We start from the raw sequence: 19,122 nt of genomic DNA on the forward strand, positions 1-19,122 counted from the left end.
CGCGCCCGCGATCAGGTGGCGCGGCCATTCGCGCCGGGCCGGCCACGGCGCGCGCGAGACGAGCGCCACCGCGCCGAACAGCGCGGCGGTGCCCGCGAAACGCGCGAGCAGGAACAGGTTGGGATCGGCGTAGGGCTTGATTGCCCGCGCAACGATGAAGCCGGTGGACCAGAGGGCGACGAAAGCGGCGGCGACGAGCGAGGTCAGCATGCGTGGCGGGCCGCGACGCGGCCGGACAGAATCATGAAGTCGGCCAGTATCGGGGGAAGCGACGCGGCCGTCTTGTCGAATCCTGCACTCATGCCGCGTGCCGCGCAGGCGGCCGCCGGTGCCGGGAGAAGGCGGAGCGCCGCCCCGGGATGCGGAGCGGGCGAGCGTGAAGCCGCGGCGATCAGTCGATCGAGAACGTGTCGAGCGGCTGGTTGGCGCGTGCGTCGGTCGCGAAGCGCGCGGCGAGCTGTTCGTAGAGCCGGCGGGCCTCGTCGAGCGTCAGGTCGATCCAGTACGGATCGCCGGCCGCGTCGTTGAGACGTTCGGGCGGAAACTGGATTTCGATCACACTGCCTTTGCGATACATGGCGCGAGCCCCTTTGCTTGGTCGGTCGTTCGGCGAAGCGCAAAGTGTAGCAACCGGCGCCGCGCCGATTCGCGCGCGTCAGGCAATACAGAATTTCGCTTTCGGGAAACGCGGCCCGGCGGGTTTCCCGCCGCAGTCAAATGCCGGTCAAACGGCCGTAATACAATGGTCGGCTTACCCATAACCAGTCGCCTCGGGCGCACACGCGATGCTGGCGGAACAACGTCATCAATTCATCCTGTCGGAACTCGGACGGTCGGGCGCATTGTCGGTCGCGGAACTCGTCCGCTCGCTCGACGTGTCGCGCGAGACCGTGCGGCGCGACCTGAACGCACTGGCCGCACGCGGCCTGCTCGTGATGACGCACGGCGGCGCGCTGGCCGCGGATCGCCGCGAGCCGAGCCTGTCCGAGCGCGAAGCCGCAAACGCGGAGGCGAAGCGCACGATCGGGCGGCGCGCGGCCGAGTTCGTGCCCGATGATGCGTCGGTGCTGATCGACTCGGGCAGCACGCCGCATGCGGTCGCGCTCGCGCTCGCCGACCGGCACCGGCTGTCGATCTACACGAACGACTGGCGTACCGCGTTCGTGCTCGCGCGGCGCAACGGCAACCGCGTGACGCTGCTCGGCGGCGAGCTGTCCGACGACGAGGACGCCACCTTCGGGCTCGACACGATCCAGCAGCTTGCGCAGTACCACGTTGATTTCGCGTTCGTCGGCGCCGGCGGCATCACGCCCGACGGCGAATGCACCGACTACTCGCGGCTCGCGGCCGAGGTGCGCAGCCGGATGATCGCGGCGGCCGGCACCGCGATGATCGTCGCCGACCATTCGAAATTCGGCCGCGTGACGCCGGTGCGGATCAACGGCACGGCGGCGGCCCGCTATCTCGTGACCGAACGCGCGCCCGACAAGGCCGTGCGCCGTGCACTGACCGCGCGCGGGATCGAGCTGCTCGTGTGCGACTGACGCGCGTCCGACATACAAGGTTCATCGAACCGTCATCCGCAGGGAAGAACTGCCGTCAAGACTGACCCATTCACCTCGACCGGCCGACAGGCCAGGGAGCAACGAATGACCGTCAGCGTGCGCAGCTATCTTTCCCCCACTCTGGTCCTGCTGGCCTTCGACTGGCCCGATGCGGCGTCGCGTTCCGATTTCCTCGGCTTCGCGATCCGGCGCACGCCGGGCTTCTGGTCGGCCGACGGCAAGACGCGCGCGCCGAACAGCTGGCTGCCGAACCGCCTGACGTTCGATGGCCCCGCCGCACACACGCAGGGCGATGCGCCGACCGACCAGGCGCCGATCCAGAAATTCATGTGGTGGGATGCACGCATCGATCCGCAGGATCGCGGCGCGGCGTTCCGCTACGACGTGTATCCGGTCGTCGGCACGCCGGCGAACCTGCAGGTGCTCGACGCGCAAGCCGGCGTGTGCGACGTCGTGCTGCCCGCGCACATCGAGGACGGCATCGGCACGTGGTTCAACCGTGCGGTGGTCAGCTCGCAGGCCTTCGCGAGGCAGGTGGCGGCGCTGGGCCTCGCGCCGAATGCGGCGCCAAGTGCCGCGCAGGCGCTGAAGCTGCGCACGTGGCTCGCGAACGACATGGAGCAGGTGTTCGCGGAGATGCTCGACCCCGCGTCGCGTGCGGCGTCGGCCGTCTATCACCTGACCGACACGCTGTGGGCGCTGCCCGCGTTCGAAGCGTTCGGGCGCCAGCACGGCGAAGCGTCGCTCGCGATCGTCTATGACGCGCACACGACGGCGCGCAAGGGCAAGCCGCTGCTGCCGTCGCCGAACCAGCCGGCCGTCGACGCGCTGCAAGGCCTCGCGACGCTCGCGCCGCGCGACAAGACGCACATCATGCACGACAAGTTCATCGTGACCGATGCGTCGTCGAATGCGGCGCCCTCGCGCGTGCTGACCGGTTCCGCGAACTTCACGACCGAAGGGCTCACGGAGCAGGCGAACGTGCTGCATGCATTCGACTCGCCCGCGCTCGCCGCGCTGTACAACGATCGCGCGCGTGCGCTGGCCGGGAATCCGTCGATCGCGGAGACGGCGAAGCTGTCGCCGGGCTGGTCGGAACCGATGACGATCGGCAGCGCGCAGGTGCGGCTCGCGTTTTCGCCGGAGCCGGCGGGGCAGCGCACCGAGATCGACACGATCGTCGCCGCGATCGCGGCCGCGAAGCATTCGGTGTCGTTCTGCCTGTTCATGCCGACCGACGCGGCGCTGCGCGACGCGTGTTTCGCGGCCGGCGACCGCGGGCTGATGATGTTCGGGCTGGTGAACAAGATCAACGTCGGCAGCGCGACGAAGGCCGATGCCGGGCAGCAGGCCGGCCAGACGCTCGATGCCGCGACGCTCGCGAACCTCGAGCTATATCACCGCAGCCGCGACAACCACGACGTGATCGATGCCCAGTATTTCTCGCCGGCCACCGTGCCGCAGGGTTTCGAGCCGGAATTGCGGTTGTTCCCGGGGGAGCCGGCGCCGGCTTTTCCGCCCGTCGTGATCCACCACAACCGTAACCGTGATCTACGTGTTACAACGCCAAGTGCCCGACCTAGTGGGCGTACAGCCAGAGTAACACGTTCGACTGTTACTGCGTAAGTTGCTGATACATCGCATCGAGGTGACGGCGGTTGTATCCCAGGGCGCCAGTTGCGGCTGCAGTCTGCTTGGTGCTGCCGTCGCCAGTGTAGGCTGGTTGTTTGCGACCAAATATCATGTGCGTCGCATTGTATGACTGGAACTGCGACTAGACTGGCTCAACATCGACTGAGACGCGACTGACACTGTAGCGCGTTACGGATATTCCTCGAGCTTTTTCTGGAGCGAACAGAGCTAGGTTTATGCCAGTGCTGACGGAACTGCGGAAAATGACGCCGTCATAGTTGTTTTTCTTGATGAACTCACACAGGTATTGACTGGGGATGTAGTCGATGGCGGCACTACGAGGGAGGACAGGGCGTGTCAACTCATCGCCTAGCCGCTCTAGAAATGGGATGTCTGCACGTAGTTGCCCGATAGCGCTTGCATCGGCGAGAACGAAAGGAGAGACGAGCTTGCGCGGATCGCGTAGATCTACGGCAGCTAGTGGCTGATCTACTCGAAATTCCGCCACGCACGCGATCTCGCCGGTATGCGGCCGAACCTCTGCCGCAGCAGTTTCCGGCACTGAGCCGAGGTAGAGATACGGAATTCCCGCTGGATTGGCGCGCCCATGCGTCGCATACCGTTTGGGCGGTGCTCCCATCTCGCCGATTGGATAAGGTGCATCATCGGCCATGATGCGAGCTCGAAACCATACTTCTGGCAGCGGATCAGCGAGCAAATGTGAGAGAAGCTCCCGCAAGCGATCGGTGTCGAGAGCCTCGTCCAGAAAGTAGCGATTTTTGTAGAGCAGTTCGTCTCTTAAGGTTTCCCATCGAACCAAACCCTCGCTCTTATAAGCCGGCGATGGCGAAAACGGTCTTCTGACAATTTCGCCATCGTCGAGAATCTCGCAAAGCAACGCCTTTGCGTGTACCAAATCCATCCGTGGATGAGTGAACAATCGCCAATCCTCTTTCATCCACTCGACGAGAGATTTTCCTTCCCCATTTGGCTCATACACGCTTGCGAGCATTTCAAATACAGTAACGAGCTGACCTGGTTCAACGAGGTCCACGTCCGTCGATTCGCAAAAGTCGCACTTTCCCCGGGTCGGATTGAGCGAAGGGATAATGTTTTTGCTGAGTCCGCGATCACCGAAGCACTCGGGACAACACCGGGCAGGCATAGTTGTTGGTCTAGGAAAGGAAATTGGCGAGCGTTTCGAGATGATGCTTCATCGACAGCTTCTTCACGTAGCCAAGCCCCGGGAAATGCTTCTTGGAATGAAGCTCTCTAAACTCATCAATAGCACTGCCCTCAAACAAATTCGATGTCCCTGAGTCGAGCTTCGTGATGAGCTTTTCAAGGGCTTGTCCGAACTTCCCGGCAGGATCTGTCGGCGTGTTGTTGGTAGTGGAGAGAAAGTGATAGACGTACATCACATCGTCCTTGTCAGAATCGATGTAGGTGAGGTGGATTGCCACCGCATAGGCAGGCCCCCCGCCTTCACTGTAGTCGTCCCCGACCGTGAGGAAATCGCCGAAACCATTCATGCCGTCTTCTTCGAATGTAACATGAAGATCGGAGAATTTCTCTACCTGCGGGTAATCAGCATTCTTGCGACGCTCGAATCCGTCACGTAAGAGGATACGCGTACCGCGCTTGAAATGCCTCCAATATAGCTTGCCGCAATGCTTCTCGATAAAAATGTGCTGCGTATTCACGATCGCGTCACCGAGCATTTCTGCAAGTGCCTTGGGCTCGGTAAAGCCCGCATGAACGAATACAGGCTGATGGTCTCTATGTGCTTCGAAGAGTCTGAGCGCATCATCGACAGACATCCCGTCTTTGAGCAGGACGCCAGCGGCGATGGCTGCATCGTCCTGGAAATTGGTTTCCAGTAACTCGGAAATGTCTGCGCCATCGTCCGCATGATCACCATAATCCGGGTTGATGATGACAATCGCCTTGCCATTCGCGGTGCCGATTGCACTGAGTGCTCGTTCTAGGCCACTCAATGCCTCTTTTACTGGTTCGATGATCGGTACGAAATCCGATCTGGCTAGCAACTCTGCCGTTTCGCGAATCACCAAAAGTTCGAACTGCTTCCCTCGGAGGTATGGGTAATACATATTCTCGTTATGCCCAAGTCATTGCCTCATCAAGCGGGGTATGTGCCGCTTTAACTAGGCGTTCATGATCCGCGCGACGCACCTGAATTGACAGTGCCGCTGGCTGGAGTGAGGCGGGTAATTGGTCAACCAGTGAACTCAGTGATGCCAAATTGCGCGTTTTCTTCAATGTACATACCATTTGATTGTGCACATCAGCCGGTGCCAGGGTTGCGAAACACTCACGCATGGCTCCCCAAAGCATGGTATTCGGGACGTCTGGAACTGGAACGTGCAAGTTCCTCAGTATTGTACGCGCTTCGGCGGTCCGTAGAGATTCGAAGATTGTAATTGGACATACCAGATCAGGACGTTCAGTCGCTTCACGAATAGTAGAGATTCGATCCCAGCGTACGAGGCTTAGTACACCAACTTCCGGTGGCGTGCAGTCGATAATTTCTTGGACGTGGGCCTCACCGGCAATCACATAGACTTTGGCAAAAACCTTTCGATAGTTGGAAATCTGATTTTCCAGTCGAGTGAGCGAGTCGCGGTCGGACTTGATCTCGTAGACGGTGGCCGTACCGTTCAGAATTGCCAGATCTGCTTTGCACGAGCCGGCACGGAACTCGGTCAGCATGCTCGCCGTGTTCAGGGAGTGTCGACCAAGTAAGATATTGTGCGTAAGGGCAGCACGATAAACATATTCATCGCGTATACCCGCTCGCCGTAGGATCGAAAATGCTGCATCAAATGCCGCGCCAACAGTTCTTACGGCCGCTGAATTCTGATTTAACAGACCTGTTTCCGTAAGCAACTGCGTGAAAAGGGGAGAGTAGCCTTTACGGGCCATCTCACGGAACACGCTGGACGAGAAGAGGCGAGACAGTGCTGACAGCTGTGTTGCGTTTGGTATCATGATTCTCCCGAGCCCAGTCCTGTCCCCGTTTAAGCTTTGCAAACTCCAATCCCCGCGGATATGTTGGTGCAAGAAATGTAATTTAATGATTTTATACTATTTTCGGCGTTGGCCAGTGAGGTTGCCGCGGCGAGCTAGAGGGTAACGTACGTACCTGGTATCGGTGGTGGTGTGGGTTGCAAGTTTGACTCGAAGCGTACGAACATGGCCACCGCGGACTGGCTAGGCTACCGCATTGCGCGCTGGTCGTCTGTAGGGTTCCCGCCCGCGCAGGTTGTCTTGCCATTACTTGCGAGGTCGGACCCTGGGGCGACCGACGTCCTCCAGCTACAATCGATTCATTTTTAGATCAATTCGATTTGCATCAAGAGCCCGGAACAAACCGTGATCGACTTGGATACTGACAATCAGGCGCTTGCCGATACTGTTGAGCGAGCGCAAGCGTTCTTGGCCACACCGCCCCAGAAGAGAGCAACTGACGATTGGTGTCGCTACCTGCGTGACGATCGCGATAGCCGAACGTTCTTCGATGCGACGCCAATGACGCGGTCGACGGTTTTCAGCGTGAAGGTCGCGGAAGCGGTCGCAAAGGCATACTTGGCCTGCGCCGAGGCGAAGGACGTGGAGGCGGCACCGACTGTTGCTCAAGTCCGAAAATTGCAGGCCTCCGCGTTTGCTTTTGAGGCGGACCTCGATTCTGCTGGCTCGTGGGTAGTTGCGGATCGGAGCGATCCGGCTTTTCGAGAACCGCTTCGTCGAATTTGCGCGGCGCCGTCACGGGTACCACCGAGAGCGGCAGGTCGGCTGCCGCTCGCCGATCGAAGAGCATTCGTTCTACACCTCGCTCAGTCGTTGTACGTGCTAAGTGGCGGATTCCCGACAAAATTCCTAATGGTTGCCGGGGTTCTTGCTTGGGAGGAGACCAGTGATCGCACAATCCGTCAGATTCTCACGCCGGCGGTAAGGGAAACAATCATTGCCCAAGCAGCGATAGACCGAGCGGCCAGCATTGCCGGTGAAAACGCGACCCATCTGCTGATCAACCGAGTCAGTGTGAAATCAGTGTCAAACCAGTCGGGGGCAGTTGACAACCGACGGGATGACGAAAAGGTCGCCGAAGCAGTGCGGTTGCTTGGCGCACTTACCGATCGCACCGCTGCGACCGTTATGGTGGCGATGGTCATGGAACAGGCTAACGAGTTCGGCATTGTGCCGACAGCACTTTAACGAAGCTCCGGATGAAATAGGTAAGCTTTCGCCTTCCAATTCATCCGGAGGTATCCTCTCCTTAATGTTGCGAGATTGAGGTAGTCGGGTTTCGGCAAAGTCAGACGATTATGTGTTCATGCTCACAACTAGAAGGAAAAGCATGGCCAGAATCGATGCAGCAATGTTTGCGGTGGCACTGACGACGATCTTGAACCGTCACCCGGGCAATAGCGCACAGCGGCAGCGCGAACGCTTGCTGCTCGCGCTCTTGGACTTCGGCAGCGTGACAACTGTCGAAGCGATGCGTTTTCTCGACATCATTGATCCCCGTGCACGAGTGTATGAACTTCGCAAGAGCGGCTATCGAATCGTGACAATCCCGGTCGCCCATGCGACGGAGTGCGGTGTTATTCACGTCGTCGGCAACTATGTGCTGCGTTCGATGACACCGCAACAATCGACGCCCCGCGGGGGCATCTGGTTGCAATTGAATCTTCCGATCAGCATGATCTGATCCGTTTCCCTCTATGAGAAGGAGGGGCAAACTTCGCGAGTAACGCTCTTGATAGATCGTTGTATCCCATCGATGTGGTGAAAACGCGTGAGCACGAATACCGACGCTACGACGGGCTGACAAAGGTCTCGACGAACAGTTCGTGCACGCGACTGCGCTGCGCCATGCGCTCGACGTCCACATGCTGGGCTCGTTCCCGGTGGGCATACAGGCAGGACCGCGAGACGTCGAACACCGCACAGATCAACTCGACCGATTCGCCTCCGCAGATCTGGTCGATTACTTCGTACGTTCGATGCCTTCCGACATCAAGAGCGCGGTAGCCTTCTTTAAAATGGCCTTCTCGCACTCGAGGCATTCGACACGCGCCTCGAGTTCCCGGATACGTTGCTGATCCGGGGTGATGACTTTGCCCTGCAGCGTGACCCCTGGCGCTCCATCTGCAACTGCTGCACCCAGCGACGCAGTACCGACTCGCCAACGCCTACCGAGCGGCTCGCTTCGGTAAAGCTATAGCCCTGGTCAAGGACGAGACAGGCTGCTTGTTGTTTGAACTCGGGGGAAAACGAACGACGTTGCTTCGACATCAGATACCTTTCCATGGCGAGCGTTCTCGCCTAAATCAGTGTCCGGATCGATTAGACTTCGTATTTCGCACCAAGCGGGACACTGATTTCGCAGCAAGCTGGACAGCGATTTCACACGACGCTAGACAGTAACGCTCTGATGTAGCGACGCGGGTTAACCGTGGCACGCTCAACGATTTCGTCGAGAGGCCACATGGGATATCCAACGTTGACCATGCGTAAAATTCGTGAAGTGCTGCGCCTGCATTTCGACTGCGGGTTCAGGCAGCGTGAGATTGCGCGGGCAGTCGGCGTCTCTCCGACGACTGTCGGACAATATGTGCGGCGCATGGCGCGCGCAGGGCTTTCCTGGGCGGTGTCGGCGACGCTGTCCGACGACGAATTCGAGGCACGGCTGTATCCGTCACCACCACAGGTCGAAGGGCGGCGGCCCGAACTCCACTGGCATACCGTTCGTCGCGAACTCTCGCGCAAGGGCGCCACGCTCGATCTGCTGTGGAACGAGTACAAGGCCGAGCATCCGGACGGCTACCCCTACACGTGGTTCTGCACGCACTACAGCCAGTGGGCCAACTCGTTGCCCCTGACATTACGACAGACACACGCTCCCGGCGAAAAGCCGTTCGTTGACTACTCCGGAGACAGAGTCGCGATCGTCGATGCAGCAACGGGCGATATCCGTGAAGCGGAGCTCTTCGTCGCGGTACTTGGCGCGTCGATCTGCAGCCCATCCTGTTTTTCGAAGACTCGAAAGTCCGGCGCTAAGGGGGCGTTCATGTAGACAACTTTGCTTCGGTCTACGCCTTCGGCGTAAGTTTCGACGCATTGCCGAGCAGATTACGCAACACCTGGACTAGCCACGTAAAGTACGAGACCAAGTCGAGCTTGGCCTATCCTGCGGTAGGCGACAGCGGGGCAAGATTGACGGGGGGCGGGTGTGGTGCAGCTCATTAAGCGAAATGCTCTTGAAATCGGAAAGATTTTTAACGAGGAGTTCTTGATATGCAAATAAATCGATCTGATATGGCTGATCTGATCTATTTCCTGGCCATTGCTCGTCAAAGGAGTTTTAGTCGTGCCGCGATAGAGCTCGGAGTGAGCGCTTCGACACTGAGCCATGCATTGAAGGGTCTCGAAGCAAGACTGGGCGTTCGTCTACTGAACCGTACGACGAAGAGCGTCACACTGACCGCTGCGGGAGACGCGTTGGCAGCGTCGATCGGCATGCCTTTCGAAGCGATCGACACGGCTCTGGAGACCCTGAATCGCTTCCGGGACGCGCCTACGGGCCGCATTCGGGTCAATGCGGCCGTCGAGGCTTCGACGTTGCTGTTGGCGCCCATCTTGCCGACATTTGTCGAGCGCTATCCCGACGTGGAACTGGATATCGTTGCGAGCAACCGTTTGGTCGACGTGACGGAAGGCGGCTTTGACGCAGGTATTCGCTACGGCGGCACGGTGCCTGAGGACATGATCGCGCAGCGCCTTTCGGCCAACATACGTTGGGTCGTTGCAGGGGCGCCCGACTATCTTGGTCGCTTCGGCGTTCCCAATCACCCCAATGATCTGCTCGAGCATCGCTGCATCAGCAATCGCCTTGGCGACGATCGAATTTACCGATGGGAATTCAAGCGGGGCGATGAGAACCTCGAAGTGGCGGTGCCGTCGTCATTGACGGTTGATCATGCTGAAACAGGACTCGTCGCTGTACTCGGCGGAGCGGGGTTGATGTACTTTCCCGAACCGTTCGTCGCGACGTACGTGAGGGAGGGGAAACTGCGTCTCGTGCTGAACGACTGGGCGCCGTCCGAGCCGGGTTTCTACATTTACTATTCGAGCAGACGTCAGATGCCGACCGGCCTACGCCTATTGATCGATCTTGTCCGCGAACTTCAACCACTTGGATTGTGACCGGTGCCGGAGATGAACGAGTGATTCTCGGCTCTGGGTCGCTGACGCCCGCTCAAACTGGTGCGACATGGACCATGTCCGACGGAAATTGTCGGTCCCACTTTAGCGCGGAGTCCGGTGTTGCGATGCATATCGTTCGGTGACGAGATTGCCGAGTCGTTGCGGGACTCGGTCACGAGTCTGGAAGCGTCAGGAAACGTTCGGCAGATAACGACCCCGTATACGTGCATGTGATCAGGCGGCGCTGCAACGGCCATTCCACTCTATCCATACGTGCTACGTTACCGGGAGTCTATTCTGCATAGACGGCTGCGTCATAGCGGGCTGTCAAATGGAGTCTGCTGCGACTGTTCTGCAGCCGGCCTCTATGGCATATGGGGAGCCCGTATGGAGAAAGGGATCGCACGGTTGTCAGGTCTAAACGTGCCGGGTCGTATCCGCTTCGGCACAGGCCTCGTCCAGCCAAATTAGGGCTTGGGCCGCTTCGAACGCTACGAGTGACACCCCCATTCCGCACAGCAGCAAACCCTCCAGTTGCGCCTGGGTCACACCGTGCGATAACGCGCGCAATGCATGAACCTTGAAAGGGATCTCGCGGCCCAATACCGCCAGTTGCATCGCGAGCATGATTTCGCATGTTTTTTCGTCGACGTCCGCAGGCGGAAACAGTTGGTCGCGCATCTTTCTGTAGTGCGACATAGCTTCGGGATTGGCTTCAACAAGGCGTTGTGACGAAGGTTTGCGGTCGCATGTCTTCATGGCGGATTTCAGATGAATGTCACACATCCCCGCGCTCGCCGGCTTCACGAATCTGCGACCGGCACGTCAAGCGCAGGGGCCGACGTTCGGAGACGCAGATTTCATGCCAAGCGTGCTGCGGTGACGTCCATTGCAGTAGCGTGCGTTCCCGCAGTTTGTCGCCAAAGAACTCGGGAAATCGAGGAATTGCGAGAGCGGTGAACGTGACACTTCCTCGGCAGCATCGAAAGCCCAAATGCTGTCCCGCCCGGCATGGACGGCACGGCCACTCGGCTCGTCATCCCCTGTCCCGTATCGGAGGCTCAAACGGCGCGCTGATACTCGAGTTTGTACACGCGTTCGCCGTACCGCTAAAGAGCGATGTCATTTCATCGTCAGAGCATCTGGACATGATTCGCGTGAAGGCGTTCCAGATGACTCCATACGTGCAACCCGCCTTCTCGACCGGGAAGTTGGACGCTGCCATGCAGCGTTGTGCGCCGAACAGCTCGACGCACGGCTCGATATACGGCCGCCACAATTCGACGAGATGTGCGGATGTTGGCGGTGCCGGCTCGGTTGTGAAATCGAAATGGCCGAGGCACATCAGCAAGCCGCCCATCTTGATCGACACGTTCGGACACCTGGCAAGTTCGCGCATGCTGGCAAGCCAGTGCGCGCGGGTTTCGACTTCCTTGCCCGCGTAAGCACCGTGGCCGACGGGGCTACCCGAATGAATCAGCACAATGCTGGCATCCGGGTGGGCGCGCGCCAGCGCAGTCACGTCGGGTATTTGAGGATGGAAGACGCTTGCCTCGAACGTGAGCCCCATCGAAGTCAACATGTCGATTCCTCTGCCGAACGCGTGCTCCCGGTACAAGCGTGCGCGATTGGCGCCGGTGGGGCCGCGCACGACCGGATCCGGGTCCCATTTCGCTCGTTGACGGATACCCTTGAGCCGGCCATTGGCGGCGTCGAGATGCGCATGCGGCGTTTCCGCTACCTTTTCCCCGATCGTGAGATCGGCGAACCCGACGATGCCGGCCGCCGCTTGAATCGACATAAATTGGCCGCTGTCCGCCATCGCCCCCATACCGGCGGCAAACTCCGTTTCGCCGATGCATTTCAGATGCTCCGGACCCTCTGCGCGGTAGAACGCGTTGCATTCGATGAAAACGGTCGCTTCGATGTTGTGTCCAGACTCCCATGCGTCGCGAGCGAAATTCTCGACGAAATATCGATATCCGTTCCTGTGCCAGAAATTCACGTGAGGGGTCCACGATCGGGAGATCGGGAGCGATGGGATTCTCGGGTAACGCGCTCGACAGCCATTCCTCGTTCGGACGCTGGGTTTGCCAAAAGACGGATGACGTATTCGCAGCGCTTATGAAATGTGCCTGATTCGAATGAGTCGCGAAGCGGGTGGGAAAGAGCGGTATCTGGAACCGGAATCAGGCTTGTTGCGCGTCCTCACGCTCCAGCAAGGGGAGCGCTGCTTTCCCCGCACACAGTCCGGCTGGCCAGCCCGCATAGAAAGTGACCTGAACGACCAGGCCGCGAAGCTCGTCAAGTGTGATGCCGTTGTCGACGCCGCGTCTCATCCAGATTTTCAGCTCGTCGAGTTTGCCCGTCGCGGCAAGAACCGAGCACGTGACGAGAATGCGATCGCGAAACGACATTTCAGGCTGCTGCCACACGTCGCCAAGCAGCACCTGCTCGCGGATTCGGGCTAGCTGCGGCACGGCTGCGTAAACCCGCGCACCTTCAGAATCGGGATCCATCAATTGACTCCTGCATTGCGATCACGGTCTTGACGTCCACGCGATCGGTGGAAATGGTGCGATACGCACTTTCGCTCCGTCGCCATACGGTTGCGACTGGCAGGTATTTTCAGCAAGAGCTATGCCATTCCACTCGGTCGGGTTGCCTGCCTCAGGACGACCCATCTGCGAATGGTCGGTCCGCACTGGGAATTCGAAGGGGGCTGCGATCGCGATTCGCGAAGTCGTGCTCGGCGCGGCGGCCACATCGAAGCATCAGCGGCAGTGTCCGCCCCGACGACATGTCCATGTGTGCCGTCGACATGCTGGCCATGACGACGACACATATGCGAGTCGTGGCGCGCTCATGCGAGTCGCGCAGGGCGTCTATTCGGCAACCGTGTTCTGGAAGACGGTCGGCGGGCGTATGGCATGAGACTTGCCGTGCGAATGCTGCTGCTACTCATTCCCTGACGAAAAACATGAACGCATTCGACCCATTGCCAACTCTCTGCGAGAAAACACCTTTGAAACTGCTCGACGGCGTGCGTGTACTGGACCTCACTTCGTCCGTCGCAGGACCGTACGCCACGCTGCTGCTCGCGGATTTCGGCGCGACGGTCGTCAAGATCGAACCGCCAGGCCAGGGTGACGACGTCCGCGCGTGGGGCCCCCCGTTTCTTGATGGCGAGTCGCTGTGGTATCTCAGCGTGAACCGCAACAAGCACAGCCTGACGCTCGATTACAGCAAGCCTGAGGGACTCGAACTGCTCAAACGGATGGTGGCAAGCGCCGACGTGGTGGTCGTCAACAGGACCGCGCCGATTCAACGCAAGCTGAGTATCGACTATGCGAGTCTCCGGCAGGTCAACCCTCGCCTCATCCATGCTTCGGTGTCGGGTTTCGGTCTCGATGGCGAACGCAGCGACATGCCGTGCTACGACCTGATCGCCGAAGGCTATAGCGGTGTGATGGATCTGACCGGCGAGGCGGATGAAGGCCCGCAAAAAATCGGTACACCCGCTGCAGACCTGCTGGCCGGCAGCGATGCGGCACTCGCGGTGCTCGCGGCGCTCGTCGATCGCAATCGTACCGGACACGGACATTGTATTGACATCTCGATGATCGAGAGCATGACCCGCTTCATGACGCCGCGAATCGTTCCTTATCTCGGCTCCGGGGAGGTGCCACGCCGTTCGGGGGGGCGAGACAGCGTCATCGCCGTCTACCAGGTTTTTCAGGCTGCCGACGCGCCGCTCACGATCGGTCTGGGCAATGACGGGATCTGGAAACGATTCTGGCGCGCGGTAGGTGAGCCCGAATTCGGACAGGCTGCCCGCTACGAGAGCAACAGCGACCGGCGTCGTTTGCGTGACGAGATCGTCGAAAAGATCCAGTCCATCATCGGCACGAAGCGTCGCGATCAATGGCTCGACGTCTTCCGCGATGCCCGTATCCCCGCCGGTCCGATCAATCGGATCGACGAAGTGGCAGCAGATCCCGAACTGCGTCGCCGCGGATTCTTCTATGCGGTTCCCCGCGGTGACGCACGGATTCCGCAGGTGGGACTGGGCATCCATGTCGACGGGAACTCACATACGTTTCGCAAGCCGCCACCTCGGCTCGGCGAGGACAGCCAGGACGTGCTGCGTGCGTGGCTCGACATTGAAGCTGAAACTCTTCGACAACTGAAAGAGGATGGCATCGTGTGATCCCTATCGGCAGTCCGCGTCATTGGCACGGTGGCGCGTGATTTGCGTGGCTGCGATTGAGCCTCGGAACCATTCATATACATCCGATGGAGGAGACATGACATCGACATCTTCATTTCACCGCTCATGCGTCGCGGATGCAGCCCGCGCATGCATACGGCATCCGGGGCGACAAGGAGAAGTTCGCCGAATCCGTCACGAGGCAGACAGGGGGGTGGCATGGCGCACGCACGCGGCTTGAACAAGGACGTTTGGGGTGGCTTGCTGATGACGTGTATCGGGCTATGGGTTGCCGTCCATTCCATTTCCTACAGCGTCGGTACATTGACGCGCATGGGGCCCGGTTATTTTCCGCTGGTGCTCGGCGTGGTTCTCGCGCTGACCGGTATTGCGATCGGTATCAAGGGGATGAAGGCCGGTCCCGATGATCGACGCAGGGGACGCCGGCCGGAGTGGAAAGCATGGGTGCTCATTTGCGCAGGCCTCGTCGCGTTCGTTGTATTCGCCAAATATCTGGGACTTGTTGCGGCGACTTTCTCGACCGTCTTCATTTCAGCGCTCGGTGACCGGAACAATTCGTGGCGTTCCGCGACCGTGCTCGCACTTGTGATGGTTGCTGTCGGTGTCGTCGTATTCGGATGGGCGCTCAATGTCCAACTTCAGCTATTCACGTGGGGTGGCGCATGATCTGGCAAACGCTTCATGATCTCTGGTACGGCTTCTCGGTCGCGATGCTGCCGCAGAACCTGATGTGGTCGTTCTTCGGTGTGCTGGTCGGAAATCTGATCGGCGTGCTCCCCGGCATGGGCGCGCTATCGACGATCGCGATGCTGTTGCCGTTGACCTACACGATGCATGCCGTGCCGGCATTGCTGATGCTGGCCGGCATCTTTTACGGATCCCAGTACGGCGGCGCAATCGGCGCGATTCTGCTGAATCTGCCGTCTCATCCTCCGCACGCGGTGACGTGCATCGACGGCTATCCGCTGACGCAGCAGGGAAAGGGCGGCACTGCGCTCGGCATAACGATGATCTCGTCATTTTTCGCCGCCTCGGTCGGCATCGTCGTGATGATCGTCGCGTCTCCGCTGCTGGTGAAGGTCGCGTTCGAATTCGGCCCGGCCGAGATCTTCTCGATCATGCTGCTCGGGTTGATCGCCGGATCGACGATGGCTCGCGGCTCCGCGCTCAAGGGAATCGCGATGACGACGCTCGGCCTCTTGTTCGGCATCGTCGGAACGGATGTCAATACCGGGGTCGAACGATTCACGTTCGGTCTGGTCGACCTGTCCAACCATCTCGAACTCGTTGCACTGGCAATGGGGCTGTTCGGCGTGGCGGACTTTCTCCGTAACGTCAATCGCGTGCATTTCGTCGGCACGAACGCGAAAGTACGTCTGCGCGACATGCGGCCATCGCGGGCGGAACTGAAGCGTTCGTTCATGCCGATGGTGCGCGGCACGCTCGTGGGCACACTGTTCGGTGCGATCCCGGGTACCGGCCCGACAATTACGACGTTCATCGCGTACGCGCTCGAACGCAAGGTGTCAAAAACGCCGGAGCGGTTCGGCCATGGCGCGATCGAGGGCGTGGCGAGCCCCGAAGCGTCGACGCATTCGAAGACCCAGGTCGATTTCATTCCGACGATGAGCCTCGGTATCCCGGGAGATGCGGTGATGGCACTGCTGCTGGGTGCGTTGTTGATCCAGGGATATCAGCCGGGACCGCAATTGATCACGGAGCATGCCGATCTGTTCTGGGGTTTGATCGCGAGTTTCTGGATCGGCAACGTCCTGTTGCTGATCCTGAACGTGCCGATGATTGGCATCTGGGTGAAAGTGCTTCAGGTGCCGTATCGGTACATGTATCCGGCGGCGCTGTTCTTTATCGCCGTGGGCGTCTACAGCACGAACAACAGCCTGTTCGAAGTGGGCGAGGTTCTGGTATTCGGCCTGATAGGCGCCGTGCTGCTGGCACTGGAGTTTCCCGTCTCGACCATTCTGCTCGGATACGTGCTGGGCCCGATGGTGGAAGAGAATTTTCGGCGATCGCTACTGCTGTCCCGCGGTGACGCGCTCGTGTTTTTCGAACGTCCGATCAGCGCGGGGTTCATGGGCATCTGCGTCGTGTTGCTGGTGGCGCAATTGTTCTTCGCGTGGCGAGCGACCAGAAACCGGAGACAAGCCAAATCATCGGACGATCTTCGCTCGATCGAGGGCGCTGGGGCTGAGTAGGTGGGAACGGTCATGCCGCCGCTGCATCGTGGCTGCATGCCGGCAGTCATACCGGTCGGCCTGCAGTTGTCGCGGCGGGCAACACACTGTCTTTTGTGCGGACACTCGCTGCGCTGCAAGTGTCGATATAGGGAGATTCCGTCGTTGGCGTGATGTTTGCTTATTCATGGTCGACGGGCGAAATGTCGCCTTCCGAATGTAGTCAGGAGAATGGCATGCCGATTCAAACCAGTGTCGAAGGTCCGATTGCGTATATCACGCTGAACCGGCCGGAGGCACTCAACGCACTGAGTTTCGAAGTCCTGCAGGAATTTTCCGATGCGCTCGATCGAGTGTCCGCGTCGGATGCGCGCGCTCTGGTGATCACCGGCCATGGCGACAAGGCATTCTGCGCGGGCGCGGACATTCGCGAATTGATGGGCCGGGATCTTGTCGCGGAGCGGGACGGCGCATTGTTCGGCCAAGCGACGTTCGCGAAGCTTGACCGTTTGCGCATTCCGTCGATCGCCGTCATTCACGGCTATGCGTTCGGCGGTGGTCTGGAGCTTGCAATGGCGTGTACGTTCCGCATTGCCACGGCAAAGGCGAAGGTCGGCTTGCCGGAAATCAAACTCGGCCTGATTCCCGGTTACGGCGGCACGCAACGCCTCCCTCGCCTCGTGGGTCACGCGCGGGCGCTCGACATCGTCATGTCAGGGCGAACCGTCGGTGCAGAGGAGGCGGAGCGTATCGGTCTCGTGAACTGCATCGTCGAGGACGGCGATCCGCGGGCGCTCGGGGCCGAGTATGCGCGGCGCTATATCGGTTTCAGCACGTGCGCGTCGCTGTTGGCGCGCGAAGCCGTGTGCCGTGCCGCTGACGTCGATCTCGGCGAAGGGCTGCGTATCGAAGCGGATTTGTCGACGCTCGCATACCGCACGCAAGACGCGGCCGAAGGCATGCGCGCCTTCATCGAAAAGCGCTCACCGGTATTCAAGGACGCTTGACGCGGATATGAACGAGGGCACGCCGACGGCCGGTGGACTGCCGTCGCCGATATCGGCGCGTCGATGGTTGTCAATCGAATCGGAACATGGAATGAACATACTGGAGAGAATCGATTCTCACATTCGCCTGAGCGACGACGAGCGCATGATCGTGGACAGCGTGCGCGCGCTCGCTCGCGATCGGATTGCGCCTCACGCGGCCGAGTACGACCGTACCGGGACGTTTCCGCAGCAGAACATCGACGCGATCAATGAACTGGGCCTGAATGCCATGTTCATCCCGGAAGCGTACGGCGGTGCGCAGTTGTCGTTCACATGCTATGCGCTCTGCGTGCGCGAGATCGCGAAGGCGTGTGCAGCGACCGGCATTATCTGGGCGACGAATTTCCACGCGATCAAGCCGTTGATCGAGTATGGCAGCGAAGCGCAAAAGCAGCGCTTTCTGCCGGCAGTTGCGGGCGGCGCGCTCGCATCGTTGGCGATTACCGAGCCGGGTGCCGGCTCCGACGCGACCGGCATGCGGACGACGTTCCGCGAGGATGGCGGCGAGATCGTGATCAACGGCGGCAAGACATTCATTACAAACGGGGATGTTGCGGACCTGTATCTGCTGTTCGGCAAGTGGGACGGCATCGACGATCCGAAGCGCGCGATCTCGGTGCTGATTCTCGAGAAGGAGACGCCTGGCCTCAGCGTGATCGGCCTGGAAGACAAGATGGGCACGCGCGCGTCGGGGACGGCGACGCTGTCGTTCGACAACTGCCGTGTACCTCGTGCGAATCTGGTTGGAGAACCCGGCGACGGATTGCGGATTCTGCTGGGTTCGTTGAACCGCTCCCGGCCCAGCGTGGCTGCGCACGCGCTCGGTATTGCGCGCGGTGCATTCGAGGATGCCGTCGCGTATATCAACGAGCGCAAGCAATCCGGCCGCAAAGTGATCGAGTTCCAGGGCATTCAATTCATGCTGGCGGACCTCGCGTCGGAACTCGCGCTGTGTGAATCGTGGCTTTGGCAGGTTGCCGGGATGATCGACGCCGGCGAAACGGATTTCGGGATCGAAGCATCGATGCTGAAGATGCGTGCATCGGATGCAGCGATGCGTATCACGACGGATGCTGTCCAACTGCTCGGCGGCTACGGATATTGCTCGGATTATCGCGTCGAACGGCTGATGCGCGACGCGAAGATCACGCAGATCTGGGAGGGAACCAATCAGGTTCATCGCCAACTGATCGGCCGCAGCTTCATTCTCAAATAGGAGACGC

The 19,122-nt window shown here is 59.9% G+C and carries 17 protein-coding genes and 3 pseudogenes; 11 read left to right on the forward strand and 9 right to left on the reverse strand.

Annotated features, from left to right (window positions below; translation table 11 throughout):
- Both G3N98_RS01120 and G3N98_RS01125 read right to left on the reverse strand, forming a co-directional pair.
- Positions 1 to 318 (reverse strand): annotated as a pseudogene (locus tag G3N98_RS01120) (EamA/RhaT family transporter); the annotation flags it as partial.
- A 73-nt stretch (positions 319 to 391) separates the two neighbouring features.
- The gene (locus G3N98_RS01125; RefSeq protein ID WP_006480515.1) at positions 392 to 577 is read right to left on the reverse strand and encodes a hypothetical protein; all 186 of its coding nucleotides are present in this window, start codon (positions 575 to 577) and stop codon (positions 392 to 394) included.
- Positions 578 to 785: 208 nt separating this feature from the next.
- Here G3N98_RS01125 and G3N98_RS01130 point away from each other — a divergent pair, with 208 nt between their 5' ends.
- Both G3N98_RS01130 and G3N98_RS01135 read left to right on the forward strand, forming a co-directional pair.
- The gene (locus G3N98_RS01130) at positions 786 to 1,544 is read left to right on the forward strand and encodes a DeoR/GlpR family DNA-binding transcription regulator (RefSeq protein ID WP_039339705.1); all 759 of its coding nucleotides are present in this window, start codon (positions 786 to 788) and stop codon (positions 1,542 to 1,544) included.
- Positions 1,545 to 1,649: 105 nt separating this feature from the next.
- Positions 1,650 to 3,101 (forward strand): annotated as a pseudogene (locus G3N98_RS01135) (phospholipase); the annotation flags it as partial.
- Between the two features lie 238 nt (positions 3,102 to 3,339).
- On the opposite strand, the gene G3N98_RS01140 reads toward G3N98_RS01135, so the two are convergent.
- The 3 genes from G3N98_RS01140 to G3N98_RS01150 all read right to left on the reverse strand — a co-directional run bounded on the left by G3N98_RS01140 (position 3,340) and on the right by G3N98_RS01150 (position 6,206).
- A complete protein-coding gene (locus G3N98_RS01140; RefSeq protein WP_346779051.1) occupies positions 3,340 to 4,251 on the reverse strand; it encodes an RES family NAD+ phosphorylase in 912 nt (303 codons plus the stop codon).
- Positions 4,252 to 4,372: 121 nt separating this feature from the next.
- Positions 4,373 to 5,308, reverse strand: coding sequence for a sce7725 family protein (locus G3N98_RS01145; protein WP_206146913.1), 936 nt, complete (start codon positions 5,306 to 5,308; stop codon positions 4,373 to 4,375).
- 7 nt (positions 5,309 to 5,315) lie between these two features.
- Entirely contained in the window at positions 5,316 to 6,206 is an 891-nt protein-coding gene (locus tag G3N98_RS01150) for a sce7726 family protein (protein WP_206146914.1), read from the reverse strand.
- 384 nt (positions 6,207 to 6,590) lie between these two features.
- Here G3N98_RS01150 and G3N98_RS01155 point away from each other — a divergent pair, with 384 nt between their 5' ends.
- Both G3N98_RS01155 and G3N98_RS01160 read left to right on the forward strand, forming a co-directional pair.
- Positions 6,591 to 7,433, forward strand: a complete 843-nt coding sequence (locus G3N98_RS01155) for a hypothetical protein (protein ID WP_206146915.1) — start codon at positions 6,591 to 6,593, stop codon at positions 7,431 to 7,433.
- Between the two features lie 142 nt (positions 7,434 to 7,575).
- Complete coding sequence (locus G3N98_RS01160) at positions 7,576 to 7,929, forward strand: helix-turn-helix domain-containing protein (RefSeq protein ID WP_241025674.1); 354 nt, start codon at positions 7,576 to 7,578, stop codon at positions 7,927 to 7,929.
- A gap of 124 nt (positions 7,930 to 8,053) precedes the next feature.
- Here G3N98_RS01160 and G3N98_RS39635 read toward each other — a convergent pair.
- Positions 8,054 to 8,516: pseudogene (locus G3N98_RS39635) on the reverse strand (transposase); the annotation flags it as partial.
- Positions 8,517 to 8,709: 193 nt separating this feature from the next.
- On the opposite strand from G3N98_RS39635, the gene G3N98_RS01170 reads away from it, so the two are divergent.
- On the forward strand, positions 8,710 to 9,297 hold the full coding sequence (locus tag G3N98_RS01170; RefSeq protein ID WP_241025675.1) for a sigma factor-like helix-turn-helix DNA-binding protein: 588 nt from the start codon (positions 8,710 to 8,712) through the stop codon (positions 9,295 to 9,297).
- 242 nt (positions 9,298 to 9,539) lie between these two features.
- Entirely contained in the window at positions 9,540 to 10,427 is an 888-nt protein-coding gene (locus G3N98_RS01175; RefSeq protein ID WP_241025676.1) for a LysR family transcriptional regulator, read from the forward strand.
- Positions 10,428 to 10,844: 417 nt separating this feature from the next.
- Here G3N98_RS01175 and G3N98_RS01180 read toward each other — a convergent pair whose 3' ends face one another.
- The 3 genes from G3N98_RS01180 to G3N98_RS01190 all read right to left on the reverse strand — a co-directional run bounded on the left by G3N98_RS01180 (position 10,845) and on the right by G3N98_RS01190 (position 12,946).
- The gene (locus tag G3N98_RS01180; protein ID WP_206146917.1) at positions 10,845 to 11,186 is read right to left on the reverse strand and encodes a hypothetical protein; all 342 of its coding nucleotides are present in this window, start codon (positions 11,184 to 11,186) and stop codon (positions 10,845 to 10,847) included.
- 277 nt (positions 11,187 to 11,463) lie between these two features.
- A complete protein-coding gene (locus G3N98_RS01185; protein ID WP_206146918.1) occupies positions 11,464 to 12,432 on the reverse strand; it encodes an amidohydrolase family protein in 969 nt (322 codons plus the stop codon).
- A 184-nt stretch (positions 12,433 to 12,616) separates the two neighbouring features.
- Complete coding sequence (locus tag G3N98_RS01190) at positions 12,617 to 12,946, reverse strand: carboxymuconolactone decarboxylase family protein (RefSeq protein ID WP_206146919.1); 330 nt, start codon at positions 12,944 to 12,946, stop codon at positions 12,617 to 12,619.
- Between the two features lie 461 nt (positions 12,947 to 13,407).
- On the opposite strand from G3N98_RS01190, the gene G3N98_RS01195 reads away from it, so the two are divergent.
- The 5 genes from G3N98_RS01195 to G3N98_RS01215 all read left to right on the forward strand — a co-directional run bounded on the left by G3N98_RS01195 (position 13,408) and on the right by G3N98_RS01215 (position 19,115).
- Positions 13,408 to 14,637, forward strand: a complete 1,230-nt coding sequence (locus G3N98_RS01195) for a CoA transferase (RefSeq protein ID WP_206146920.1) — start codon at positions 13,408 to 13,410, stop codon at positions 14,635 to 14,637.
- Between the two features lie 237 nt (positions 14,638 to 14,874).
- The gene (locus G3N98_RS01200; protein ID WP_241025677.1) at positions 14,875 to 15,324 is read left to right on the forward strand and encodes a tripartite tricarboxylate transporter TctB family protein; all 450 of its coding nucleotides are present in this window, start codon (positions 14,875 to 14,877) and stop codon (positions 15,322 to 15,324) included.
- Complete coding sequence (locus G3N98_RS01205; protein ID WP_206146922.1) at positions 15,321 to 16,871, forward strand: tripartite tricarboxylate transporter permease; 1,551 nt, start codon at positions 15,321 to 15,323, stop codon at positions 16,869 to 16,871. The genes G3N98_RS01200 and G3N98_RS01205 overlap by 4 nt, the downstream gene beginning before the upstream one ends.
- Positions 16,872 to 17,086: 215 nt before the next feature.
- Entirely contained in the window at positions 17,087 to 17,857 is a 771-nt protein-coding gene (locus G3N98_RS01210) for an enoyl-CoA hydratase-related protein (protein ID WP_206146923.1), read from the forward strand.
- Between the two features lie 7 nt (positions 17,858 to 17,864).
- Entirely contained in the window at positions 17,865 to 19,115 is a 1,251-nt protein-coding gene (locus G3N98_RS01215) for an acyl-CoA dehydrogenase family protein (protein ID WP_241025678.1), read from the forward strand.
- Positions 19,116 to 19,122 lie beyond the last annotated feature (7 nt).

Origin of the sequence: Burkholderia sp. Tr-20390, from assembly GCF_017104595.1 — a bacterium.
Classification (GTDB): Bacteria; Pseudomonadota; Gammaproteobacteria; order Burkholderiales; family Burkholderiaceae; genus Burkholderia.